21 protein-coding genes are annotated in these 24,368 nt (G+C 66.9%); 12 read left to right on the forward strand and 9 right to left on the reverse strand.

The genetic code is table 11. The features are described from left to right. Positions 1-3: 3 nt before the first annotated feature. The gene (locus PSEWESI4_RS11360) at positions 4-1,605 is read right to left on the reverse strand and encodes an ABC transporter substrate-binding protein (protein ID WP_187671315.1); all 1,602 of its coding nucleotides are present in this window, start codon (positions 1,603-1,605) and stop codon (positions 4-6) included. A 205-nt stretch (positions 1,606-1,810) separates the two neighbouring features. Beyond that, positions 1,811-2,527: an SIMPL domain-containing protein gene (locus PSEWESI4_RS11365; protein ID WP_187671316.1), complete on the reverse strand. Its 717-nt coding sequence runs from the start codon at positions 2,525-2,527 to the stop codon at positions 1,811-1,813. A 184-nt stretch (positions 2,528-2,711) separates the two neighbouring features. Here PSEWESI4_RS11365 and PSEWESI4_RS11370 point away from each other — a divergent pair, with 184 nt between their 5' ends. Both PSEWESI4_RS11370 and PSEWESI4_RS11375 read left to right on the forward strand, forming a co-directional pair. Next, positions 2,712-3,959: an ATP-binding protein gene (locus PSEWESI4_RS11370; protein WP_187671317.1), complete on the forward strand. Its 1,248-nt coding sequence runs from the start codon at positions 2,712-2,714 to the stop codon at positions 3,957-3,959. 10 nt (positions 3,960-3,969) lie between these two features. Beyond that, positions 3,970-4,533, forward strand: a complete 564-nt coding sequence (locus PSEWESI4_RS11375; RefSeq protein WP_187671318.1) for a response regulator transcription factor — start codon at positions 3,970-3,972, stop codon at positions 4,531-4,533. Between the two features lie 474 nt (positions 4,534-5,007). On the opposite strand, the gene PSEWESI4_RS11380 is transcribed toward PSEWESI4_RS11375, so the two are convergent. Together PSEWESI4_RS11380 and PSEWESI4_RS11385 are read right to left on the reverse strand one after the other, a co-directional pair. After that, positions 5,008-5,769 (reverse strand): TerC family protein, encoded by a 762-nt coding sequence (locus PSEWESI4_RS11380; protein ID WP_187671319.1) that lies wholly within the window; start codon positions 5,767-5,769, stop codon positions 5,008-5,010. A 25-nt stretch (positions 5,770-5,794) separates the two neighbouring features. After that, on the reverse strand, positions 5,795-7,105 hold the full coding sequence (locus PSEWESI4_RS11385) for a CitMHS family transporter (protein ID WP_187671320.1): 1,311 nt from the start codon (positions 7,103-7,105) through the stop codon (positions 5,795-5,797). A 391-nt stretch (positions 7,106-7,496) separates the two neighbouring features. Between PSEWESI4_RS11385 and PSEWESI4_RS11390 the strand changes: the two genes are divergently transcribed. The 4 genes from PSEWESI4_RS11390 to PSEWESI4_RS11405 all read left to right on the forward strand — a co-directional run bounded on the left by PSEWESI4_RS11390 (position 7,497) and on the right by PSEWESI4_RS11405 (position 10,517). Then, complete coding sequence (locus PSEWESI4_RS11390) at positions 7,497-8,438, forward strand: AEC family transporter (RefSeq protein ID WP_187671321.1); 942 nt, start codon at positions 7,497-7,499, stop codon at positions 8,436-8,438. A 319-nt stretch (positions 8,439-8,757) separates the two neighbouring features. Next, positions 8,758-9,744, forward strand: coding sequence for a M23 family metallopeptidase (locus PSEWESI4_RS11395; protein ID WP_187671322.1), 987 nt, complete (start codon positions 8,758-8,760; stop codon positions 9,742-9,744). Then, positions 9,725-10,075, forward strand: a complete 351-nt coding sequence (locus PSEWESI4_RS11400; protein ID WP_187671323.1) for a hypothetical protein — start codon at positions 9,725-9,727, stop codon at positions 10,073-10,075. Before PSEWESI4_RS11395 ends, PSEWESI4_RS11400 begins: the two co-directional genes overlap by 20 nt. Before the next feature lie 19 nt (positions 10,076-10,094). After that, complete coding sequence (locus PSEWESI4_RS11405; protein ID WP_187671324.1) at positions 10,095-10,517, forward strand: bactofilin family protein; 423 nt, start codon at positions 10,095-10,097, stop codon at positions 10,515-10,517. Positions 10,518-10,632: 115 nt separating this feature from the next. Here the strand turns inward: PSEWESI4_RS11405 and PSEWESI4_RS11410 are convergent, their stop codons facing one another. The 5 genes from PSEWESI4_RS11410 to gatC form a co-directional block, all read right to left on the reverse strand. Continuing rightward, positions 10,633-11,007 carry a carboxymuconolactone decarboxylase family protein gene (locus tag PSEWESI4_RS11410; protein ID WP_187671325.1) on the reverse strand — a complete coding sequence of 125 codons (375 nt, stop codon included), beginning with the start codon at positions 11,005-11,007 and terminating at the stop codon, positions 10,633-10,635. A gap of 16 nt (positions 11,008-11,023) precedes the next feature. Next, a complete protein-coding gene (locus tag PSEWESI4_RS11415) occupies positions 11,024-11,389 on the reverse strand; it encodes a septal ring lytic transglycosylase RlpA family protein (RefSeq protein WP_187671326.1) in 366 nt (121 codons plus the stop codon). A 427-nt stretch (positions 11,390-11,816) separates the two neighbouring features. Next, positions 11,817-13,265 carry an Asp-tRNA(Asn)/Glu-tRNA(Gln) amidotransferase subunit GatB gene (gatB, locus tag PSEWESI4_RS11420; RefSeq protein ID WP_187671327.1) on the reverse strand — a complete coding sequence of 483 codons (1,449 nt, stop codon included), beginning with the start codon at positions 13,263-13,265 and terminating at the stop codon, positions 11,817-11,819. Between the two features lie 11 nt (positions 13,266-13,276). Further along, positions 13,277-14,728, reverse strand: coding sequence for an Asp-tRNA(Asn)/Glu-tRNA(Gln) amidotransferase subunit GatA (gene gatA / locus PSEWESI4_RS11425; RefSeq protein WP_187671328.1), 1,452 nt, complete (start codon positions 14,726-14,728; stop codon positions 13,277-13,279). A 15-nt stretch (positions 14,729-14,743) separates the two neighbouring features. Beyond that, positions 14,744-15,031, reverse strand: coding sequence for an Asp-tRNA(Asn)/Glu-tRNA(Gln) amidotransferase subunit GatC (gatC, locus tag PSEWESI4_RS11430; RefSeq protein ID WP_187671329.1), 288 nt, complete (start codon positions 15,029-15,031; stop codon positions 14,744-14,746). A 354-nt stretch (positions 15,032-15,385) separates the two neighbouring features. On the opposite strand from gatC, the gene mreB reads away from it, so the two are divergent. From mreB to PSEWESI4_RS11460, 6 genes are all read left to right on the forward strand, one after another. Continuing rightward, the gene (gene mreB / locus PSEWESI4_RS11435; protein ID WP_187671330.1) at positions 15,386-16,423 is read left to right on the forward strand and encodes a rod shape-determining protein MreB; all 1,038 of its coding nucleotides are present in this window, start codon (positions 15,386-15,388) and stop codon (positions 16,421-16,423) included. Between the two features lie 95 nt (positions 16,424-16,518). Beyond that, positions 16,519-17,502, forward strand: coding sequence for a rod shape-determining protein MreC (gene mreC, locus PSEWESI4_RS11440; RefSeq protein WP_187671339.1), 984 nt, complete (start codon positions 16,519-16,521; stop codon positions 17,500-17,502). Next, positions 17,499-17,987 carry a rod shape-determining protein MreD gene (gene mreD / locus PSEWESI4_RS11445; protein WP_187671331.1) on the forward strand — a complete coding sequence of 163 codons (489 nt, stop codon included), beginning with the start codon at positions 17,499-17,501 and terminating at the stop codon, positions 17,985-17,987. The genes mreC and mreD overlap by 4 nt, the downstream gene beginning before the upstream one ends. Before the next feature lie 44 nt (positions 17,988-18,031). Beyond that, positions 18,032-18,625, forward strand: a complete 594-nt coding sequence (locus tag PSEWESI4_RS11450; RefSeq protein ID WP_187671332.1) for a Maf family protein — start codon at positions 18,032-18,034, stop codon at positions 18,623-18,625. Beyond that, complete coding sequence (rng, locus tag PSEWESI4_RS11455) at positions 18,622-20,079, forward strand: ribonuclease G (protein WP_187671333.1); 1,458 nt, start codon at positions 18,622-18,624, stop codon at positions 20,077-20,079. The genes PSEWESI4_RS11450 and rng overlap by 4 nt, the downstream gene beginning before the upstream one ends. Before the next feature lie 20 nt (positions 20,080-20,099). Further along, the gene (locus PSEWESI4_RS11460; protein WP_187671334.1) at positions 20,100-23,912 is read left to right on the forward strand and encodes a YhdP family protein; all 3,813 of its coding nucleotides are present in this window, start codon (positions 20,100-20,102) and stop codon (positions 23,910-23,912) included. The last annotated feature ends 456 nt before the right edge of the window (positions 23,913-24,368 follow it).

Consider the following 24,368-nt stretch of genomic DNA (forward strand, 5'->3'; position numbering starts at 1 on the left):
GGTTCAGTCCAGCTCCACGTGGGTGAAGTTGTTCGAACCCAGCGGGCTGAGCACGAAGCCCTTCACGCCCTGGCGGATGGCGGTGAACTGCTTGGGATGGGCCAGCGGAATCCACGGCGCCTGCTCGTGGAAGATCGCCAGCGCCTGGCGGTACAGCGCGGTGCGCTCCCGCTGGTCGCGGCTCTGCCGGGCCTGGCGCAGCAGCGCGTCGAAGCGTGGGTCGCACCAGCCGGCCTGGTTCTCGCCGGACTCGGCCGCGGCGCAGGACAGGTTGGGGGTGAGGAAGTTGTCCGGGTCGCCGTTGTCGCCGGCCCAGCCCATGAACACCAGGTCGTGCTCGCCCTGCTTGGCGCGCTTGATCAGCTCGCCCCATTCGTAGACGCGGATGTCCGCCTCGATGCCGATGGCCTTGAGGTCGGCCTGTAGCAGTTGCGCGCCGATGCCGGGGTTGGGGTTGGTCGGGCCGCCGCCGGGGCGGGTCCAGATGCTCAGCTTGAGGCCTTCCTTCACCCCGGCTTCCCGCAGCAGCTCGCGGGCGCGCTCGGGATCGTGCGGCCAGGGCTTCAGGTCGGGATTCTGCCCCCACAGCGTCGGCGGATAGGGGACCACCGCCGGGTTGGCGTTGCCTTCGCCGTACTGCGCGCGGATGTAGGCGGCCTTGTCGAAGGCCAGGTTGAGCGCCTGGCGCACGCGCACGTCATCGAGCGGCGGATGGCGGGTGTTGATGCCGATGTAGGCGACCAGCAGCGAGTCCAGTTCCAGCACCTGCAGGCGTGGGTCGTCGCGCAGTTCGGCGATGTCGGTGGGGCGCGGGTAGACGGCGATCTGGCAGTCGCCGGCCTTGAGCTTCTGCAAGCGCACGTTGGGATCGGGGGTGATGGCGAAGATCAGCCGCTTCAGCTTCGGCGCGCCGGCCCAGTAGTCGGGGTTGCCGGCGAAGCGGATCTGCGCGTCCTTGGCGTAGCGCTGGAACACGAAGGGCCCGGTGCCCACCGGCAGGACGTTGAGCTGTGCGGGCTTGCCGTCCGCGAGCAGCTTGCCGGCGTATTCGGCGGAGTAGATCGACGCGAAGCCCATCGCCAGGTTGGCCAGGAAAGGCGCCTCGGGATGCTTGAGGACGAAGCGCACGCGCTGCTCGTCGAGCTTTTCGATGCGCTCGATCAGTGCCGCGATGCCCATCGCCTCGGCGTAGGGAAAGCCGCGCGGCGAGAGCCTGTGCCAGGGATGGGCGGGGTCGAGCTGCCGCTGGAAGCTCCACAGCACGTCGTCGGCGTTGAAGTCGCGGCCCGGCGTGAACCCCTCGACGCTGTGGAACTTCACCCCGCGCCGCAGGTTGAAGGTGTAGCTGAGGCCGTCGTCGCCGATCTCCCAGCTTTCCGCCAGCGCCGGGGTGATCCGCGTGCTGCCGGGAGCGAACTGCACCAGCCGTTCGTAGACTGTCTCGGCCGTGGCGTCGGCGGTGGTCGCGGCGGTGTACTGGACGATGTCGAAGCCTTCCGGGCTGGCCTCGCTGCACATTATCAGGCTGTCCCTGGCGGCGAGCGCCTGGCCGCTGAGCAGCAGTGCGGGAAGCAGGATGAGCAGAGGGCGCAGTCGTCGCGGCATGCGGTTCCGTCCGGGCGGGAAAGGGATGCGGCCATCCTAGGGCGCGGCGGGGTGGTTGGGCAATGCGCAAGCGGCATCGATTGAATCGCCCTTCTTTCATTCAGGGGAGAGGACTCCATAGTCCTCTGCTCGCGAAGCTTTTGTTCGCGAGCAGAGTTCGCTCCTACAAGTAAGGGCATGTGCCGTAATGAGGGTCGATCCGCCCTTAGGGTATCTGCACCTCGATCACCCCATCGGCATTCACCGTCACCTCGCTGCTGCCGGCTTCGATTTCCTGTGCTGCGCCCTTGGCCATCGACATGGCCATCGGTGCGGCGTCCATGCGCTGCATCGGCAGCGGGCGGAAGCCGCCGCTGTTGAGGTTCAGGCTGACCAGCTTGTAGCCCTTGCCGCCGAGGGCCTCGGTGGCCAGTTGCGCGCGCTCCCTGAAGGCGGAGACGGCTTCCTTGAGCAGCGTGTCCTCGCTCTTCTTGCGGCTGGGCTTGGAGATGGCGAAGTTCATGCCGCCCATCTTCAGGTTGCCGAGCAGGTCGGCGGTGAGTTGGGACAGCGCGGCGAAGTCCTGGCTCTCCAGGCGCAGCTCGGCGCGCTCGCGCCAACTGGTGATCTTCTGGCCGTCCTTGTCGTACACCGGGTAGCTGTTGCGGCTGCCGAGCTGCACGGTGATGCCCTTGACCTTGCGCGCCCGATCGACGGCGGCGTTGAGCGACGCGGTGATCTCGGCGGCGAGCTTGGCCGGATCGTCATTCTGCGCCTCGCTGTAGAGCGTCACGTACATCAGGTCGTGGGCGACGTCCTGGCTGACTTCGGCGCGCAGGGCGATCTGGTTGTAGCGGGGCGCTTCCTCGGCGTGCAGCGGCAGGCTGGCCAGGGCGGCGGCGCAAAGGGCGAGGCTGGCGGCGAGTCGGGTGGGAAGAGGCATGGAAAACTCCTTTTTGCGAGATTGCCCGAGCTTAGACGAAGCGATGTGACCGTTCGGGTTAAGGCAGGTTCTGATTTTTTGCAGGACATAGCCTGTTTCACGGATTTTGCCTGCGGCGCTTTGCCGCAGGCGTGCGGTCTGGCAGGAGGCCGTTGGGTATACTCGACCGAATCCTGGAGATCCTATGATCGAACCCACGCAACTGCTGTCCGCCAGCCATCAGAACCTCTGGCGGCTGACCCTGATCCGCATCCTGGTGCTGGCCGCCCAGGCCGCCTCGGTGGGGTTCGCCTACCTGTCCGGGCTGTTGCCGCTGCCCTGGCTGCCGCTGGCCATCACCCTCGGCGTATCGGCGATCCTCTGCACCCTCACCGCCCTGCGCCTGCGTGGCCCCTGGCCGGTCACCGAACTGGAATACGCCGCCCAACTGGCCTGCGACCTGATCATCCACAGCGTGCTGCTGTATTACTCCGGCGGCTCGACCAACCCCTTCGTCTCCTATTACCTGGTGCCGCTGACCATCGCCGCGGCGACGCTCTCCTGGTTCTACACCGTGGTGCTCGCCGGCCTGGCGCTGGCGGCCTACACCCTGCTGCTGGCCTGGTACCACCCGCTGGAGCTGGTGCTGATCGAGCGCGAGAAGCTGCTGATCTACGGCATGTGGCTGAGCTTCGCGCTGGCCGCCGGGCTGATCACCTTCTTCGCCGCGAAGATGGCCGAGGAACTGCGCCGCCAGGAGGAAGCCCGCGCGCGGCGCCGCGAGGAGGACCTGCGTGACCAGCAACTGCTCGCCGTCGCCACCCAGGCCGCTGGCGCCGCCCACGAACTGGGTACGCCGCTGGCGACCATGAGCGTGCTGATCAAGGAGATCCGCCGCGAGCACCGCGACCCGCTGTTGCAGGAAGACCTCGGCGTGTTGCAGGAGCAGGTGCAACTGTGCAAGGACAGCCTGCAGCAACTGGTGCGCGCCGCCGAGGCCGATCGGCGCCAGGCGGTGGTCGAGCAGAGCGCGGTGGCCTGGCTGGAAAGCACCCTGAACCGCTGGCACCTGATGCGCCCGGAAGCCACCTATCGCTACCAGTGCCTGGGCAGCGGCGCGGTGCCGCGCCTGGCGACGCCGGCCGACCTCACCCAGGCGCTGCTCAACCTGCTCAACAACGCCGCCGACGCCTGCCCGGACAAGCTCGACATCCGCCTCGACTGGGACGAGCAGGAACTGGTGCTGAACATTCGCGACCAGGGCGTCGGCGTACCGCTGGCCATCGCCGAGCAGATCGGCAAGCCGTTCATCACCACCAAGGGCGGCAAGGGCTTCGGCCTCGGCCTGTTCCTCAGCCAGGCAAGCGTGACGCGTGCCGGAGGCTCGGTGAAGTTGTATAACCACGAAGAGGGCGGCACGCTTACCGAGCTGCGCCTGCCCCGTCTGTCTTGAGGAAATACGCATGAGCGACGAAAGCAACCTGCCCGAAGGCGAAGAGCAGCCGCACCTGCTGCTGGTCGACGACGACCCCACCTTCACCCGGGTGATGGCGCGGGCGATGACCAGCCGAGGCCTGCGCGTATCGATCGCCGGCTCGGCGGAGGAAGGCCTGGCCCTGGCCGAACAGGACGTGCCCGACTACGCGGTGCTCGACCTGAAGATGGAGGGCGACTCCGGCCTGGTGCTGCTGCCCAAGCTGCTGGCGCTCGACCCGGAGATGCGCGTGGTGATCCTCACCGGCTATTCGAGCATCGCCACCGCGGTGGAGGCGATCAAGCGTGGCGCCGCCAACTACCTGTGCAAGCCGGCCGACGCCGACGACGTGCTGACCGCGCTGGTCTCCGAGCATGTCGACATCGAGAGCCTGGTGCCGGAAAACCCCATGTCGGTGGACCGCCTGCAATGGGAGCACATCCAGCGCGTGCTCGCCGAACACGACGGCAACATCTCCGCGACGGCACGCGCCCTGGGCATGCACCGGCGCACCTTGCAGCGCAAGCTGCAGAAGCGACCGGTACGGCGCTGAGGGTTTGAAAAGGGGAAGCAAGGTTCCTGCATTCTTTCCGGCGTTCACTTACCTGGCCGGCCACACGGACAGAACCCTCTCCCTCCGGGAGAGGGGGCAGAGTGTGGTTGCTGGTGAATATGTTCGTCACTGAACCGGCAAGCCGTTGCCTGCTCCATTGAACTTATCGCCATCTTCGTGACATGCGATGCCTAAGGCTCCCGTACGCTTTCCGACATCCACTTACCCAATAGGCGACGCGGACAGAACCCTCTCCCTCCGGGAGAGGGCAGGGTGAGGGGCGGAGTCTGATGCCGGCGGAAAGGCTATGCCAGACCGAGAGCCCGCTCCCTCGCCCCAACCCTGGCTGCGCGCCCCGCTCCGAAGGGAGAGGGGGCAGACGTGCTTGCCGGGAAGATGTTCGTAACCAGATAGGCAAGTCCGTTGCCTATCCGTCCGATACTGCTCCAGGCCTTGCCAGCCTCTACCAGCTACTCAACTCCGAGCTTCAGCCTCTCCACCATCCACCTCTTCGATCGCCTTCCGCCCACGCGCTCCACGCATGCGGATGTTGATCGCTTCCACCCCCAGTGAGAAGGCCATGGCGAAGTACACGTAGCCCTTGGGTACGTGGATGTCGAAGCTTTCCGCGATCAGCACCGTGCCGACCACGGTCAGGAAGGCCAGGGCGAGCATCTTCAGCGAGGGATGCTTGTCGATGAAGGCGCTGATGGAGCCGGCGGCCAGCATCATCACCAGGACCGCGATGACGATCGCCGCGACCATCACCGGCACGTGCTCGACCATGCCCACGGCGGTGATCACCGAGTCCAGCGAGAAGACGATGTCGATCAGCGCGATCTGCACGATGGTCGCCAGGAAATGCCCGCCGGCGCCACGCGGCGCCTGGCTTTCTTCCTCGTGGCCTTCGAGGCCCTGGTAGATCTCGGTGGCGCTCTTCCAGAGCAGGAACAGGCCGCCGAAGAAGAGAATCAGGTCGCGCCCGGAAATGCCCTGGCCGAACAGATCGAACAGGTCGCGGGTCAGGCCCATGATCCAGGTGATCGACAGCAGCAGGGCGATGCGGGTGAACATCGCCAGGCCCAGGCCGAACAGCCGGGTGCGCGCCTGAAGGTGCGGCGGCATGCGACCGACCAGGATGGCGATCATGATGATGTTGTCGATGCCGAGGACGATCTCCAGGGCGGTCAGGGTCGCCAGCGCGACCCAGATTTCCGGGCTGGTCAGCCATTCCATGTGGTATGTGGTCTCCGAGTGTGAATCAGTGGCTGCCGAACAGCGGGAAGGTGCCCAGCAGCAGGGCGGCGAGCATGATCAGCAGGCAGATCAGCACCGCCCACTTGAGGCTGAAGCGCTGCAGGTCGCCGAACTCGATCCTGGCCAGGCCGACCAGCAGGTAGGTGGACGGCACCAGCGGGCTGAGCAGGTGCACCGGCTGGCCGACGATGGAGGCACGGGCCATTTCCACCGGGCTGATGCCGTAGTGGCTGGCGGCCTCGCTGAGCACCGGCAACACGCCATAGTAGAAGGCGTCGTTGGACATGAAGAAGGTGAAGGGCATGCTCACCAGCGCGGTGACCACCGCCAGGTATGGGCCGAGCGATTCCGGGATCACCGTCAGCAGGCTCTTCGACATGGCGTCGACCATCCCGGTGCCGGACAGGATGCCGGTGAAGATGCCGGCGGCGAAGATCAGTCCGACCACCGCCAGCACGTTGCCGGCATGGGCGGCGATGCGCTCCTTCTGCTGGATCAGGCAGGGATAGTTGACGATCATCGCGGCGCTGAAGGCGATCATGAACAGCACCGGCAGCGGCAGCACGCCCGAGATCAGCGCGACCATCAGGGCCAGGGTCATCAGGCCGTTGACCCACAGCAGGTGCGGGCGGCGCGCCTCCGGGTATTGCGAGACGGTGATCTCGGCATGCGACTGCTCGTGGTCGTCGCCCAGGTGCAGCACGCCGAGACGCGCACGCTCGCGCTTGCCGTAGGCCCAGGCGAGGGCCAGCAGGCCGATGACGCCGACGGCCATGGCCGGGATCATCGGCACGAAGATGTCCGACGGGTCGACGTGCAGGGCGCTGGCGGCACGCGCGGTGGGGCCGCCCCAGGGCGTCATGTTCATGATCCCGCCGGCGAGGATGATCAGCCCGGCCATGATCCGCGGGCTCATGCCGATGCGGCTGTACAGCGGCAGCATGGCGGCGACGCAGATCATGTAGGTGGTGGCGCCGTCGCCGTCCAGGGAGACGATCAGCGCCAGCGCGGCGGTGCCCACCGCGATCTTCAGCGGGTCGCCCTTGACCAGGCGGAGGATCAGCCGCACCGCCGGGTCGAACAGGCCCGAATCGATCATCAGGGCGAAGTAGAGAATGGCGAACATCAGCATCACGCCGGTCGGTGCCAGCTTGGCGATGCCTTCCAGCATCATCGGCCCGATGCCGGCCGCGAAGCCGCCGACTAGGGCGAACAGGATGGGAACGATGATCAGCGCGATCAGCGCCGACAGGCGCTTGGTCATGATCAGGTACATGAAAGTGATGACCATGGCGAAGCCAAGGAAAGTCAGCATGGCGAGTCTCCGGACGAAAGAGGGAACGGTCGCGTGCGGCTCAGCGCGGCGGCAACGGGATGGCGGTCCGGGGACGGCGAGGGGTGTAGCGAGGTGGCATGGTAGGCATAGCGGTCACCATTGTTGTTTTTGTCGATCGGCCCGGCGGACGGGCGCGTAGCGGCCGGTTCGAGCCGGCAGTCGGGCGATGCTAGGCGGGTAGGCTTTCAGCAAGCTTTCGGAGAAAAAGGATCTGACGAACGTTCATGGCGCCGGGCCGATGGGCATGCCGGCCGGCGCTCCGGAGCGCCCCGTTTTCCGGGGAGAGAAGGCGCAAGAGGAACCCGGCGCTGGCGGATGACCGGTATTGACCTGCTATCATCACTGGCTTTTCGCAGTTCAGTGCCCCGCCATGCTCGTCCTTCTCTCCCAGACCCTCGCCCTCACCGCGCCGGTATTCGCGATGCTGTTCCTCGGCATCCTGCTCAAGCGCCTCGGGCAGATCGACGCCGCCTTCGTCGGCACCGCCTCGGCGCTGGTGTTCAACGTCAGCATGCCGGTGATGCTGTTCCTGGCCATCCTGCATGCCGACCTGAAGACCGCGCTGCAACCGGCGGTGCTCGGCTACTTCGTGCTGGCCACGCTGGTCACCTTCCTGATCGCCTGGGGATGGGCCGTCCTTCGCGTGCCGCGTGCCGAGCGCGGGGTCTATGTGCAGGGGGCATTCCGCGGCAACAACGGGATCATCGGGCTGGCACTGGCCACCAGCCTGTACGGCGACTATGGGCTGTCGCTGGGCGGCGTGCTCGGCGGCGTGGTGATCCTTACCTACAACAGCCTGGCGGTGCTGGTGCTGGAGTTCTACAACCCGGCGGGCAAGGTGGGGCCGTGGAGCCTGCTGAAGAGCATCCTGCGCAACCCGCTGATCCTCGGCGTGCTGGCGGCGATTCCGTTCGCCTATTGGGAAGTGCGCCTGCCGGTCTGGCTGAGCACTTCCGGCGAGTACCTGGCGCAACTGACCCTGCCGCTGGCGCTGATCTGCATCGGCGGCACGCTGTCGCTGGACTCGCTGCGCGCCAGCACTGGCCTGGCCATCGGCTCCAGCATGATGAAGCTGGTCTGGCTGCCGATCCTCGCCACCCTCGGCGCCTTCGCCTGCGGCTTCCGTGGCGCCGAGCTGGGCATCCTGTTCCTGTATTTCGCCAGCCCGACCGCGGCGGCCAGCTTCGTCATGGCCAGGGCGGCCGGCGGCAACGCCGAACTGGCGGCGGCGATCATCGTGATCACTACCCTGGGTGCGGCGCTGACCACCAACATCGGCCTGTTCGTGTTGCAGTGGGGCGGATGGATTTAGGAAAAGTACGAAAATGGCCCATGCCCTGGGTGCGTCGTCGGAAACCGGTTCGGAATCCCGCTTCGTGGCCGTAAACTCCGCCGCCCCGCCGATGGGCGGGCTGCCAGAACGATGATTTTTCATGCGTGTCCCAGGCATCCGAGCCGGGTGCCGAACGGGAAGGGCGGCATCCGAATTTGCGGCATGGGCCGCAGTACGGGAAAAAAAATCGGGACGAGTCCGCCATTGGCCACTAGCGCGCAGAACGGTCGTGCCGTGCATGGCAGAGTTCGCCCCTGCTGAACAGCCGGGCGCACTATCGTCCTCCAGGAAATCGAGTATGAAGGTGTTCTCTCCATCCAGTCGGGCATTGACCCGAGGCGCCAACCGGGTCGTCGATCTACGACGTGTCCTGGTGCCCGCGCTGGCGGTCGTGTTGTCGCTGAACCTGGCCGCCTTCGCCGGCGGCTTCTGGCTCGGCCGCGACTCGGGTGCGCCGTCCGCCACGGTGACGCCGGCGAGCGGCACGCCGGCGACGTCGAGCGCGGAAAACCATTTCACCGTCGCCCGGCTCGGGGAACTGGCCGGGCGCGTCAAGTCGCTGGAGTCCGATGCGCAGTCGTTGCACCGGCTGCTGGACGAGCACAAGACGCTCAGCGAGCAGGTGTCGGAGGTCGACCCGACGCTGTTGCCAATGCTCACGGCAGACGAGCATAACGACGCCGATGGCCAGGGTGGCGTGCTGCTGGCGCCGCGCGGTTGCTCCGCCGAGGATTCGCGTGATCGGGACGGTGCCCTGGACGAGCTCCACCGCAGCGAGGCTTCGGCGCGTTGCCTGCGCGCCGCGTTCGACCACATGCTGGAGCGGGTGGCGATGCGCAATGCCGCGCTGATGGCGATTCCGTCGCGCCGGCCGGTGGAGCAGGCCCGGTTGGGCTCGTCGTTCGGCAACCGGCTCGATCCCTTCAACCGGCGCCTGGCCTTCCATTCCGGCGTCGACTTCGCCCTGCCCTCCGGTTCCGCGGTGCTGGCGGCGGCGGGGGGCAAGGTGCGTGCCGCCGGCTGGCAGGGAGGCTACGGCAAGCGCGTCGAGATCGACCACGGCAATGGCCTGGTGACCCGCTATGCGCACCTGTCTCGTTTCGAGGTGCGTGCCGGAGAAGTGGTCACCCCTGGCCAGCGCATCGGCGCAGTGGGCTCCACGGGGCGTTCCACTGGGCCGCACCTGCACTTCGAGGTGCTCAAGGACGGACGTTTCGTCGACCCGCAACGATTCCTCGCCCTGGGCAACCTGGAGCGTGACGGCAGTGCTCTGGCGCACGACTAACAAGCCGTCGACCCGCGACCTGGTTCGCGGCGACCATCGCCTGCAGAGCATCCGGCGCCGGCGGCTCTGGCCGTGGCTGCTGCTTGTCTGCCTGGTGGTCGCGCCGTTCTACCTGTGGATCGAGGAGCGCCAGGACTTGTCCCGGCAACTGGCCGCCCTGCGCGAGGAGAACCGCGACCTCGAGGCCCGCCTGCAACGGAGCGAGTTGTTGCAGCGCGAGGCGCAGGCCACCGAACGGCAACTGGTGCGCCGCAATGCCGATCTCTCGGCGCAGGTCGAGCGCCTGAGCACCGAGCTGGCGTTCTTCCGGCAGCAGAAAGACAACCACTAGTCATCCGGAGTGATACAGGATGTTCCGTAGCAAGAAGTCGGTTTCGCGACCGTCCATCGACAGTTTTTCCAGCCTGATTTCCGACAATCTCTCGGTGGTCGGTGACGTGGAGTTCGCCGAAGGCCTGAAAGTCAGCGGCCGGGTTCGTGGCAACGTGAGCTACAAGCCCGGCACCGCCAGCCTGCTGGCATTGAGTGCCGGCGGCTACATCGAGGGGGACGTGAGCAGCCACGATGCGCTGATCGACGGCACCATCGTCGGCGACCTGCGCGTCGAGCATCTGCTCGAGCTGCACTCCAATGCCCGCGTGCGCGGCAACATCAGCTATCGCCAACTGAGCATGGAGAATGGCGCGGTGGTGGAGGGAAAGCTCAAGTGCCTGGGCGACGAGAAACCGGTGCTGGAGCTGCCGAAGCCAGAGTCGGAGCAGACCCTAAGCTGAGTCGACATGTAGGAGCTCTGCTCGCGAAGCTTTTGAGGCGCCGATATTCGCGAGCAGAGCTCGCTCCTGCAGCTACATGCCGTAAGGTTCCGGGCCGAATATCGATTGGCCCTTCCTAGCCCTGCCAGTCGTCCACCACTTCCTGCGCCGCGCGGAAGGCATCGATGGCCGCCGGCACGCCGGCGTAGACCGCGCAGTGCAGCAGCGCCTCGCGAATCTCCTCCACCGTGCAGCCGTTGTTGAGCGCGCCGCGCACGTGGCCTTTCAGTTCCTGCGGACACTTCAGGGCGGTCAGCGCGGCCAGGGTGATCAGGCTGCGGGTCTTGCGGTCCAGCCCCTCGCGGTTCCAGACGCCACCCCAGGCGTGCTCGTTGACGAACTCCTGCAACGGCCGGCTGAAGTCGGTGGCGTTGTCCAGCGCGCGGTCGACGAAGGCGTCGCCCATCACGGCACGGCGGACCTGTTCGCCGCTGGTCTTCTGTTCGCTCATGGTGTTCTCCCTTGGGTCATCTGAGGCTTTGCACGCGCACCGGGACGACCCCGGCCCCGAGCATGCCGAGCTGTTCGGCGGCCTTGCGCGAGACATCGATGATGCGCCCACGGGCATAGGGGCCGCGATCGTTGATGCGCACGACGACGGATCGATCATTGTTCAGGTTGGTGACCCGCACCCGGGTGCCGAACGGCAGGCTGCGGTGCGCGGCGGTCAATGCGTTCTGGTCGAAGCGTTCGCCGCTGGCGGTCTTCTTGCCATGGTGCTTGGCGCCGTACCAGGAAGCCTTGCCGGTGTTGTCGTAGCTGCCGCTGCCACCGAAGGTGGAGCAACCCACCAGCAGGGCGGCCAGGCTGAGCAGGAGGATCGTTCTGAGCATGCGGGCTCCCAAAAAGGCCGAGAAGAGCGCTGGGGGGTGGAAGGCTGGACGAAAAGGCGGCCTGGCGTTGTAGGGTGTGTCGTGCGCACCGATCCGGGGCCGACATCCATGTTTCCGGCGAAGTACTCTGCTGGCGCCAGGGTAAACGGTGCGCACGGCACACCCTACGTAAAAGCCTCTCCCTCGACCGTCGTCCTCGCGAACGCGGGGACCCAGTAAATGGCATCCCCGCCAATCGCGCGCATGGCGCGCTCCTACAGGTCGGCATCGAGGCTGGAACTGTAGGATCGGCGGGGACGCCCAGTCCCATGGCCGCGAAAAAAGGTTTGACAGCGAAGAGGCCTGACCAGAACGCTGTCCAGCCTCCAGCCTCCAGCCTCCAGCCTCCAGCCTCCAGCCTCCAGCCTCCAGCCTCCAGCCTCCAGCCTTACCCTTCGAGCTTCTTCTTCAGCAATTCGTTCACTTGGCCGGGGTTTGCCTTGCCTTTCGAAGCCTTCATCGCCTGGCCGACGAAGAAGCCGAACATCTTCGCCCGCTTGGCTTCGTCGCTGGCGCGGTACTGTTCGACCTGGGTGGCGTTGGCGGCCAGCACTTCGTCGAGCATCGCCTCGATGGCGCCGGAGTCGGTGACCTGCTTGAGGCCCTTCTTGTCGATGATCTCGTCGGCGCTGGCGCCTTCGCCGGCGGCCAGGGACTCGAAGACCATCTTGGCGATCTTGCCGCTGATGGTGTTGTCCTTGATGCGCAGGATCATGCCGCCCAGTTGCTCGGCGGATACCGGCGACTGGCCGATCTCCAGGCCTTCCTTGTTGAGCAGGCTGGCCAGTTCGACCATCACCCAGTTGGCGGCCAGCTTGGCGTCGCCGCAGACCTTCTGTACCGCCTCGAAGTAGTCGGCCATCTCGCGGCTCGCCGACAGCACGCTGGCGTCGTAGGCGGACAGGCCGAACTCGCTCTGGAAGCGCTCGCGCTTCTGGTTGGGCAGCTCCGGCAGGCTGGTGCGCACTTCGTCGAGGAAGCTGCGCTCGATCACCACCGGCAGCAGGTCGGGGCAGGGGAAGTAGCGGTAGTCGTTGGCCTCTTCCTTGCCACGCATCGAGCGGGTCTCGTCCTTGCCGGGATCGTACAGGCGGGTTTCCTGGATCACCTTGCCGCCATCCTCGATCAGCTCGATCTGCCGCTGGATCTCGTGGTTGATGGCCTTCTCGATGAAGCGGAAGGAGTTGACGTTCTTGATCTCGGCGCGGGTGCCGAACTCGGCCTGGCCCTTGGGGCGCACCGAGACGTTGCAGTCGCAGCGCAGCGAGCCTTCGGCCATGTTGCCGTCGCAGATGCCCAGGTAGCGCACCAGCGCGTGGATCGCCTTGACGTAGGCCACGGCCTCCTTGGCCGAGCGGATGTCCGGCTCGGAGACGATCTCCAGCAGCGGCGTGCCGGCGCGGTTCAGGTCGATGCCGCTCATGCCGTGGAAGTCTTCGTGCAGGCTCTTGCCGGCGTCCTCTTCCAGGTGCGCGCGGGTGATGCCGATGCGCTTGACCGTGCCGTCCTCCAGGGTGATGTCGAGGAAGCCCTTGCCGACGATGGGGTGGTCCATCTGGCTGGTCTGGTAGCCCTTGGGCAGGTCCGGGTAGAAGTAGTTCTTGCGGGCGAAGACGTTGCGCTCGGCGATCTCGGCATCGATGGCCAGGCCGAACTTGCAGGCCATGCGCACCGCTTCCTCATTCAGCACCGGCAGCACGCCGGGCATGCCCAGGTCGACCAGGCTGGCCTGGGTGTTGGGCTCGGCGCCGAAGGTGGTGGCGCTGGCGGAGAAGATCTTCGATTGGGTGCTGAGCTGTGCGTGGATTTCCAGCCCGATCACGGTTTCCCATTGCATGTGCGTCGTCCTCAGAATCCAGCCGGTGCTTGTTTGTGCCAGTCGGTCACCTGTTGGTACTGGTGCGCGACGTTGAGCAGGCGGCCTTCCTGGAAGTAGGGGGCGAGCAGTTGCACGCCGACCGGCAGGCCATCGACGAAGCCGGCGGGCATCGACAGGCCGGGGATGCCGGCGAGGTTGGCGGTGATGGTGTAGATGTCTTCCAGGTACTGGGCGACCGGGTCGTTGTTCTTCTCGCCGAGCTTCCAGGCCGGGTTAGGCGTGGTCGGGCCGAGGATCAGGTCGACCTCGCCGAAGGCGGCGACGAAGTCGTTCTTGATCAGCCGGCGGATCTTCTGCGCCTTCAGGTAATAGGCGTCGTAGTAACCGGCCGACAGCGCGTAGGTGCCGACCATGATGCGCCGTTTCACTTCGGCGCCGAAGCCTTCGGCGCGGGTGCGCTTGTAGAGGTCTTCGAGGTTCTGCGGGTTCTCGCAGCGGTAGCCGAAGCGCACGCCGTCGAAGCGCGACAGGTTGGAGCTGGCTTCGGCGGGTGCGATCACATAGTAGGCGGGAATCGCGTGCTGCATGTTCGGCAGCGAGATGTCCTTGACCGTGGCGCCGAGCTTCTTCAGCTCCTCGACCACCGCCATCACCTTGTCGGCGATGCGTGCATCCAGGCCGGCGCCGAAGTATTCCCTGGGCAGGCCGATGCGCAGGCCGGCCAGCGGCTGGTTCAGTGCCGCCAGGTAGTCGTCCACCGGCTGGTCGACGCAGGTGGAGTCCTTCGCGTCGAAACCGGCCATGCCGCCGAGCAGCAGCGCGCAGTCCTCGGCGGTGCGCGCCAGCGGGCCGCCCTGGTCGAGGCTGGAGGCGTAGGCGATCATGCCCCAGCGGGACACGCGGCCGTAGGTGGGCTTGATGCCGGTGAGGTTGGTGAAGGCCGCCGGCTGGCGGATCGAGCCGCCGGTGTCGGTGCCGGTGGCGGCCGGCAGCAGGCGCGCGGCCACTGCCGCCGCGGAACCGCCGGAGGAGCCGCCCGGTACGCGGGTGAGGTCCCAGGGGTTCTTCACCGCGCCGTAGTGGCTGGATTCGTTGGCCGAGCCCATGGCGAACTCGTCCATGTTCAGCTTGCCGAGGGTGACGGTGCCGGCGGCGGCCAGCTTCTCCACCACGGTGGCGTCATAGGGGGCCTTGAAGCCTTCGAGGATCTTCGAGGCGCAACTGGTCAGCACGCCTTCGGTGCAGAACAGGTCCTTGTGGCCGATCGGCGTGCCGAGCAGGGCGCCGTTCTCGCCGGCGGCGCGGCGCGCGTCGGCGGCCCTGGCCTGTTCGAGGGCCAGTTCCTCGGTGACGGTGATGAAGCTGTTCAACTGCGTGTCGAGCTGCTTGATGCGGGCCAGCAGGGCCTGGTTCAACTCGACGGCGGAAAACTCTTTGGCGGCCAGCGCGCGGCTGATCTCGGCCAGGGTCAGGTGGTGCATGGGAACCCTTTCCTTTTATTCGATGACTTTCGGCACGAGGTACAGGCCGTTTTCCACGGCCGGCGCGATGGCCTGGTAGGCGTCGCGCCGGTCGGTCTCGGTGACCACGTCCGGGCGCAGGCGCTGGGTGGCTTCCAGCGGGTGGGCCAGCGGCTCGATGCCGTCGGTGTCGACGGCCTGCATCTGGTCGATCAGGCCGAGGATGTTGTTGAGGGTCTCGGTGGTACGTGGAAGATCGGCTTCGTCCAGGCCCAGTCGGGCCAGATGGGCGATCTTTTCCACCTCGGAGCGTTCAAGCGCCATAGGAAATCTCCAACGGAAGCGGGCGAAGAACCCATGCCAAGGCTGCTGCGCGTCGGCCAGGCTGTGATGAAAACGGTTTCGAAGTGCTCATTTACTACTCGTAAACTCCGCATCCTCGACCATTTTCGCCTTGCCTGGCTCCAGCGTGCGAGCCTTTGCGGGGACTCTTGGGCGGCGGGCGGGGAACGGAATCCCGCAGGGGGCGGTCATAGGCCGCGATCGTGTGCCGTAAGGCCCGGAAAAGACGGCAATTTAGCACAGCGCGCGGGTTGCCCAAAAGGCCCGTGGTTGTTAGAGTTTGCCGCACTTTTTTCCCTGCGTATTTTCATCCACGCATTCCCCTAGGGTTTCCCCATGTTCAAAAAGCTGCGTGGCATGTTTTCCAGCGATCTATCCATCGACCTGGGAACTGCCAATACCCTGATCTATGTGCGCGAGCGCGGTATCGTCCTCAACGAGCCGTCGGTCGTCGCCATTCGTACCCACGGCAACCAGAAGAGCGTGGTCGCCGTCGGTACCGAAGCCAAGCGCATGCTTGGCCGTACCCCGGGCAACATCGCCGCGATCCGTCCCATGAAGGATGGCGTGATCGCCGACTTCAGCGTCTGCGAGAAGATGCTGCAGTACTTCATCAACAAGGTTCACGAGAACAGCTTCCTGCAGCCTTCGCCGCGCGTGCTGATCTGCGTGCCGTGCAAGTCGACCCAGGTCGAGCGCCGCGCCATCCGCGAATCGGCCCTCGGCGCCGGTGCCCGTGAAGTGTTCCTGATCGAAGAGCCGATGGCGGCCGCCATCGGCGCCGGCCTGCCGGTCGAGGAAGCCCGTGGCTCGATGGTCGTCGACATCGGTGGCGGTACCACCGAGATCGCGCTGATCTCCCTGAACGGCGTGGTCTACGCCGAATCCGTCCGCGTCGGCGGCGACCGCTTCGACGAAGCCATCGTCACCTACGTGCGCCGCAACTACGGCAGCCTGATCGGCGAATCCACCGCCGAGCGCATCAAGCAGGAAATCGGTACCGCCTACCCGGGCGGCGAGATCCGCGAAGTCGACGTGCGTGGCCGCAACCTGGCCGAAGGCGTACCGCGCAGCTTCACCCTCAACTCCAACGAAGTGCTCGAAGCCTTGCAGGAATCCCTGGCGACCATCGTCCAGGCGGTGAAGAGCGCCCTCGAGCAGTCGCCGCCGGAGCTCGCCTCGGACATCGCCGAGCGCGGCCTGGTGCTGACCGGCGGTGGCGCCCTGCTGCGCGACCTGGACAAGCTGCTGGCCCAGGAAACCGGCCTGCCGGTGATCGTCGCCGAGGACCCGCTGACCTGCGTGGCGCGTGGCGGCGGCAAGGCGCTGGAAATGATGGACCGTCACACCATGGACCTGCTGTCGTCGGAATAAGCGGCAAGCCGTAAGCTGCAAGCTGGAGGCAAGGCAACACGCTGCTGTCAGTTTGCCGCTTTCAGCTTGAAGCTCGTGGCTGCGAGGTATTCGCCATCAAACCGCTATTCGCCAAGGGACCCTCGCTCGGTGTGCGCCTGCTGGTGCTGGCCGTGCTGTCGACTGCGCTGATGGTGGTCGATGCGCGTCTCGATGTGCTCAAGCCGATGCGCAGCCAGATGGGCCTGGTGCTCACGCCCTTCTATTGGGTGGCCGACCTGCCGGTGCGCGTCTGGGACGGCATCACCGAGCAGTTCAACAGCCGCAGTGAACTGCTCGCCGAGAACGAGAAGCTCAAGGCCGAAGCCTTGCTGATGCAGCGTCGCCTGCAGAAGCTGGCGGCGCTGACCGAACAGAACGTGCGTCTGCGCGAGTTGCTCAACTCGGCGGCGCTGGTCGACGAGAAGGTGCTGGTCAGCGAACTGATCGGCGTCGACCCCAACCCCTTCACCCACCGCATCATCATCGACAAGGGCAGCCGCGACGGCGTGTTCCTCGGCCAGCCGGTGCTCGACGCGCGCGGCCTGATGGGCCAGGTGGTGGAAGTCATGCCCTACAGCTCGCGGGTGCTGCTGCTCACCGACACCACCCACAGCATCCCGGTGCAGGTCAACCGCAACGGCCTGCGCGCCATCGCCAGCGGCACCGGCAACCCGGAGCGCCTGGAACTGCGCCACGTGGCCGACACCGCCGATATCAAGGAAGGCGATCTGCTGGTCAGCTCCGGGCTGGGCCAGCGCTTCCCGTCCGGTTACCCGGTGGCCACGGTGAAGGAAGTGATCCACGACTCCGGCCAGCCTTTCGCCATCGTCCGCGCGGTGCCGACCGCCGCGCTCAACCGCAGCCGCTACATGCTGCTGGTGTTCTCCGACCCGCGCACTCCGGAGCAGCGGGCCAGCGATTCCGCCGAGGCCCAGGCGCGCGCCGACCAGGAACAGGCCGCCGAAGCGCCTGCCTCCACGCCGCCCGCCGAAGCGCCCCAGGAAGCCCCGGCCGCGCCGTCCGGCACACCGGCTGCCAGCCAGGGAGCTGACCAATGACCGCGCAACGTTCGCGCAACGGCTGGGTGATCTGGCTGAGCCTGGTGCTGGCGCTGCTGCTCAGCATCGCGCCGCTGCCGAAGTTCATGGAGGTCGGCCGGCCGCTGTGGGCCGCTCTGTTCCTGTCCTACTGGGTGCTCTACCTGCCGCACCGGGTGGGCATGACCACCGCCTGGATCCTCGGCCTGTTCCAGGATGTCCTGTACGGCACGCTGTTCGGCCAGAACGCGCTGATCCTCACCCTGATCATTTTCCTCGTCCTCAGCCTGCACCAGCGTTTGCGCATGTTCCCCATGTGGCAACAGAGCCTGGTGCTGCTGGTGGTCTATGGCATCGCTCAACTGGTGCAACTCTGGCTCAACGCGCTGACCGGCAATCGCCCGCCGACCCTGGCTTTCGTCCTCCCGGCGCTGGTCAGTGCGCTACTCTGGCCTTGGGTCGCGGCTATTCTGCGCGGCCTGCAACAGCGCCTGAACGTCAATTGAGCCGGGCGCGCACGGCGCGTCGCGGCTGACAGGGAGAAGTCCGCATGGCCACGCTCTACCTGGCCTCGGGGTCGCCACGCCGGCGCGAACTGCTGGCGCAGATCGGCGTGCCTTTCCGTACCCTCGTCCTCGATCTCGACGAAAGCAGCCTGCCCGGCGAAACGCCGCAGGCCTACGTGGAACGCCTGGCGCGTGCCAAGGCGCGGGCCGGTCTGGCACACTCGAAGGACCCCGAAGCCGTGGTGCTCGGTGCCGACACCGCGGTGGTGCTCGATGGACGCATCCTCGGCAAGCCGCTCGACCGCGCCGATGCCCAGGCCACCCTGGAAGCCCTGTCCGGCCGTGAGCACCAGGTGCTGACCGCCGTGGCGCTGGCCGCCCCCGGGCGCTGCGAGGCGCGGGTGGTGACCAGCCGGGTGGAGTTCCGGCCCCTGTCCGCAGCCGAGATCGCCGCCTACTGGGAGACCGGCGAACCACGGGACAAGGCTGGCAGCTATGGCATCCAGGGGCTGGCAGCGGTGTTCGTCAGCGCTCTGCACGGCAGCTATTCGGCGGTGGTCGGCCTGCCTCTGTGCGAAACTGCGGAAATGTTGGCCGACTTCGGCATCGCCTGCTGGCAGGAAGGGACGACCCCATGAGTGAAGAGATCCTGATCAACATCACGCCGATGGAGTCGCGCGTGGCAGTGGTTGAGAACGGCGTGCTGCAGGAAGTGCACGTCGAGCGCACCCAGCGCCGTGGCATCGTCGGCAACATCTATAAAGGCAAGGTGGCACGGGTGCTGCCGGGCATGCAGGCGGCGTTCGTCGACATCGGCCTGGAGCGCGCCGCCTTCATCCACGCCTCGGAGATTTCCAGTCGCGAAGGCAGCGCGGTGGAATCGATCAGCGCCCTGGTCCACGAGGGCCAGAGCCTGGTGGTGCAGGTGACCAAGGACCCGATCGGCAGCAAGGGCGCGCGACTGACCACCCATCTGTCGATCCCCTCGCGCTACCTGGTGTACATGCCGCGCAGCAGCCATGTCGGCATCTCCCTGCGCATCGAGGACGAGGCCGAGCGCGAGCGCCTCAAGCAGGTGGTGGCCGACTGCGTCGCCGCCGAGGGCATCGAGGAGAGCGGCGGCTTCATCCTGCGCACCGCGGCGGACGGCGCCGGGGCCGACGAAATCCTCGCCGACATCCGCTACCTGCGCCGCCTGTGGGAGCAGATCGCCACGCAGATGAAGAGCGCGACGACCCCCTCGGTGATCTACGAAGACCTCAGCCTGGCCCTGCGCGCCCTGCGCGACCTGGTCACGCCGCGCACCGAGAAGCTGCGCATCGACTCGCGGGAAACCTTCCAGAAGGTCACCCAGTTCGTCGCCGAGCTGATGCCCGAGGTGGCCGACCGCCTCGAACACTATCCGGGCGAGCGGCCGATCTTCGACCTCTATGGCGTCGAGGACGAGATCCAGCGCGCCCTGGAGCGCAAGGTGCCGCTGAAGTCCGGCGGCTACCTGGTGATCGACCCGGCGGAGGCGATGACCACCATCGACGTCAACACCGGCGCCTTCGTCGGTCATCGCACCCTCGAGGAAACCATCTTCAAGACCAACCTCGAGGCGGCCACCGCGATCGCCCGCCAACTGCGCCTGCGCAACCTGGGCGGGATCATCATCATCGACTTCATCGACATGGAAGACGAGGAGCATCAGCGCCAGGTCCTGCGCACGCTGGAGAAGCAGCTCGAGCGCGACCACGCGAAGACCAACATCATCGGCATCACCGAGCTCGGCCTGGTGCAGATGACCCGCAAGCGCACCCGCGAGAGCCTCGAACAGATACTCTGCGAGCCGTGCCCGTCCTGCCAGGGGCGCGGCAAGCTGAAGACCGCCGAGACCATCTGCTACGAAATCTTCCGGGAAATCCTCCGCGAGGCGCGCGCCTACCAGGCCGAGGGTTACCGGGTGCTGGCCAACCAGAAGGTGGTCGACCGCCTGCTCGACGAAGAGTCCGGCAACGTCGCCGATCTGGAAGCCTTCATCGGCCGGACCATCAAGTTCCAGGTGGAAAGCATGTACTCCCAGGAGCAATACGATGTCGTCCTGCTCTGACTGCCTGAGCCCGGCCTGACATGGCACGCCTGGGCGACTGGCTGATCGCGGCGCTGCGCTGGGGCTTCGGCCTGTTCGCCCTGCTGCTGGTCCTGGCCGCGCTCTATGTCAGCCTCGGCCGCGAGCTGGTGCCTTGGGTCGCCGACTACCGCGACGAGGTGGAAAGCCGTGCCCGCACCGCGCTGGGCCTGCCGCTGAGCATCGGCAGCCTGGAGGGACGCTGGGAGGGTTTCTCGCCGCTGATCTACGCCCATGACGTGCTGATCGGCGAGGGTGACGAACGGGTCCGGCTGGACCGGATACAGGTGGTGCCAGACGTGCTCACCAGCCTGCTGGAGCGTGAACCGCGCCTCGCCTCGCTGACCTTGCAGGGCCTGCATCTCAGCCTCAGGCAGGACGCCGACGGCGCCTGGCATCTCGAGGGATTGCCGCAGGGCGAAGGAACGTTCGACCTCAACCGCGCGCTGGAACAGCTCCGGCGTATCCCGAGGCTGTCCCTGCTCGACAGCCAGGTCACCGTCGAGGCGCTGGACGCTGCGCCGTTCAGCTTCACCTACGCCAATCTCAGCCTGCGCAGCGGCACGCGGCAGCGACTGGACGGCCGCCTGACCCTGCCGGACGGCCAGCCGCTGGCCTTCAACCTGCGCGCCCGGCTGGATGGCAAGGATTGGCGCAATTCCAGTGCCGATCTCTACGCCAGCCTGCCGCAGAGCGACTGGGCGTCGTGGTTGCCGGCCAGCCTGACCCGCGACTGGCGAGTGCGGGAATTGCGCGCCGGCGGCGAACTCTGGCTGAAGGTCGACAAGGGCCAGGTGCAGCGCGCCGCCGCGCGCCTGCATGCCCCGCAGATGAGCGGCGCCTATGCCGAACGGCCGCCGGTGACGCTGAACGATCTGTCGCTGAACGCCTACGTCGACCGTGACCGCCAGGGATTGCGCGTGCTGTTCGACTCGCTGGCCGCGAGCCTGGGCGAGACGCGCTGGGGCGAGGTGCGGCTGGCCCTGGAGCAGCGTACGGACGACAAGGCCGGGGAAAGCTGGCGACTGTCCGCCGACCGGCTCGACCTCACGCCATTGTTGCCGGTGGTCCAGGCCCTGGCGCCGCTGCCGGAGAAAGCCGCCGAGTACCTGGCCGGGCTCAACCCGCGCGGTACCCTGCGCAACCTTCAGCTCGACTACCAGCCACAGGCCGAGCCGCTCGAACGCTTGCAGGCGTCGGGTAACCTGGACCGCGTCGGCATCGATCCCTACCACGAGGTCCCCGGCGTCGAGAATGTCAGTGGCAGCTTCTCCGGTGGGTTGTCCCGTGGCGAGTTGCGCGTGCGCAGCGAGGATTTCGCCCTGCACCTGCACAACCTGTTTCCGCAAACCTGGCGCTACCACAAGGCGGCCGGCCGGCTGACCTGGGGCCTGGACGAGGAGTCTTTCACCCTCGCCGTGCCCTACGCGCAGGTCAGCGGCGACGAGGGGCGGATGGCCGCCGATATGTTCCTGCGCCTGATGCGCGCCCCGGATGCCGAGGATTATCTCGACCTGCGCGTCGGCATGCGCGACGGTGATGCCCGCTATACCGAGCAATACTTGCCGACCCTCGCGCCGGCCTTCGGCCCGGAGTTGGCCAACTGGCTGAAGACCGCGATCCGCAGCGGCGCGGTGAGCGAAGGCTATTTCCAGTTCCAGGGCTCGGTGAACAAGAACTCGCCGCCGGCCTCGCACAGTATCAGCCTGTTCTTCGACACCCAGGATGCCGTGCTGGCCTTCCAGCCCGGCTGGCCGGAGCTGAGCGGCGCGCGCGGGCAGGTGTTCATCGAGGACACCAGCGTCCGCGTCGCGCTGGCCGAGGGGCGCCTGCTGAACAGCCGGGTCCATGATGTGCAGGCCCGCGTGCCCATCGAGCCGGGGAAGGTTCCACACCTGCATCTGGACGGTGTGGTGGACAGCAGCGTGGTGGATGCCCTGAAGATTCTCCAGGAGGCGCCGATCGGCACCGACGAGATTTTCGCCGGCTGGTCGGGCTCGGGCGCGGTGGATGGCCGGTTGCTCCTGGACATCCCGCTGCGCAAGGGCCAGGCCCCACAGGTTTCGGTGGACTTCGCCGTGGACGGCGCGCAGCTCAAGCTGAGCAATCCGGCGCTGGAGCTGAGCCAGGTGAAGGGCGCTTTCAACTACGACACCGCCAAGGGGCTCAGCGCCCCGGACATCCGTGCCCAGGCATTCGGCCGCCCCGTGCGTGGCAAGGCCATCGCCGAGCAGCGCGATGGCCGGCCGCGCACGCGCATCGAGGCCAATGGCCAGGTGGCGCTGAAGACCCTGACCGACTGGCTGGCGCTGCAACACAACCTGCCGGCCTCGGGCAACCTGCCGTACAGCCTGGCCCTGATCCTCGATGGAGAGCGCAGCGAACTGCGTGTCGACTCCAGCCTCAAGGGGCTGGCCATCGACCTGCCGGCGCCGTTCGGCAAGGCCGCCGTCGACGAGAGCGCGACCCGGTTCCGCATGAGCCTGCACGGGCCGGAGCGGCGTTATCGGCTGAACTATGCCGGTTTCGCCAAGCTGGACATGGCGATGCCGGACGGCAAGCCCGATGCGTTGCGCGGCGAGCTGCTGCTCGGCACCGGGCTGCCCAGCCTGCCAGGGACGCCTGGGCTGACCGTGCGCGGCCGGCTCGCCGAGCTGGATGCCGACGCCTGGCAGGCCACCGCCAAGCGCTATGCCGCCGCCGACCAGGCCACGTCTCTGCAGATGGTGCGCAGCCTGGACTTGCGCATCGACCGTTTCCAGGGCTTCGGCACGACCCTGGAGAACCTGGCGGCCCGCCTGGTCCGAGCCGACGCCGCCTGGTCACTGACCTTCGACAATCCACAGGCGAAGGGCCGGGCGCTGCTGCCGGACGCCAAGGACGCGCCGATCACGGTCAACCTGGAGCAACTGCGCCTGCCGCCGGCCCCTCCACCGACGGAAGCGAGCCAGGACGGTCCCGATCCCCTGGCCCAGGTCGACCCACGGCAGATTCCAGCGCTGGATATCCGGATCGCCCGCCTGTTGCGCGGCGACGACCTGCTCGGCGCCTTCGCGCTCAAGGTCCGACCGACCGGGCAGGGCGTCGTGTTCGAGGATCTCAACCTGGAGCTCAAGGGCCTGAAGATCGGCGGCAACGCCTGGTGGGAAGGGGCGCCGGGGCAGAGCCGCACGCGCTACACGGGGCGCCTGCAGGGCGACAACCTGGCCGATGTGCTGAGGGCCTGGAACTTCGCGCCCAACGTCACCAGCGAGCGCTTCCGACTCGATGTCGACGGGCAGTGGCCGGGCTCGCCGGCCTGGATGGCGCTCAAGCGCTTCTCCGGCACGCTCGAACCCAGCCTGCGCAGGGGCCAGTTCGTCGAAGTGGAAGGCGGCGCCCAGGCCCTGCGGGTGTTCGGCCTGCTCAACTTCGACTCGATCGGCCGGCGCCTGCGCCTGGACTTCTCCGACCTGCTCGGCAAGGGGCTCAGCTACGATCGGGTCAAGGGCCTGCTGGTGGGGACCGACGGCGTCTACCTCACCCGCCAGCCGCTGACCCTGGAGGGGCCGTCGAGCAACCTGGAGCTGGACGGCAGCATGGATATGGTCAGGGACCAGATCAGCGCCCGGCTGCAGGTGAGCCTGCCGCTGACCAACAACCTGCCGCTGGCCGCGCTGATCGTCGGAGCGCCGGCGATCGGCGGCGCGCTGTTCGTGGTCGACAAGCTGCTCGGCGACAGGGTGTCGCGCTTCGCCAGCGTGCAGTACGACGTCCGCGGACCGCTCAAGTCCCCGCAGATCACCCTGGCCAAGCCGTTCGAGAAAGGGCGCTGAGAAAAGCCGGGGAGAGCGCTGGAGGCTGGAAGGCTGGACGAAAAGGCGGCCCGGCTTTTGTAGGGGGCGCCGCGCGCACCGTTTACCCTGGCGCGGCAGGGTGGTTCACCGGAAACGTAGGTGTCGGCCCCGGATCGGTGCGCACGGCGCACCCTGCGTGTTTATTGGATTCCCGCGTTAGCGGCGGCCCAATAAACAGCCACGTAGCCCGGATTGCATCCGGGCTACTCGTTCGCTGTTGTAGGAGCCAGCTTGCTGGCGATGCTTTGGCGTTGCCGGTGATCGCGCGCATGGCGCGCTCCTACGGGGCGGCATCGATGTTGACCTGTAGGAGCAGCGGGGACGCCCAGTTCCATGGCCGCGAAAAAAGGTTTGACAGCGAAGAGGCCTGACCAGAACGCTGTCCAGCCTCCAGCCTCCAGCCTCCAGCCTCCAGCCTCCAGCCTCCAGCCTCCA

The organism is Zestomonas carbonaria, from assembly GCF_904061905.1.
Classification (GTDB): Bacteria; Pseudomonadota; Gammaproteobacteria; order Pseudomonadales; family Pseudomonadaceae; genus Aquipseudomonas; species Aquipseudomonas carbonaria.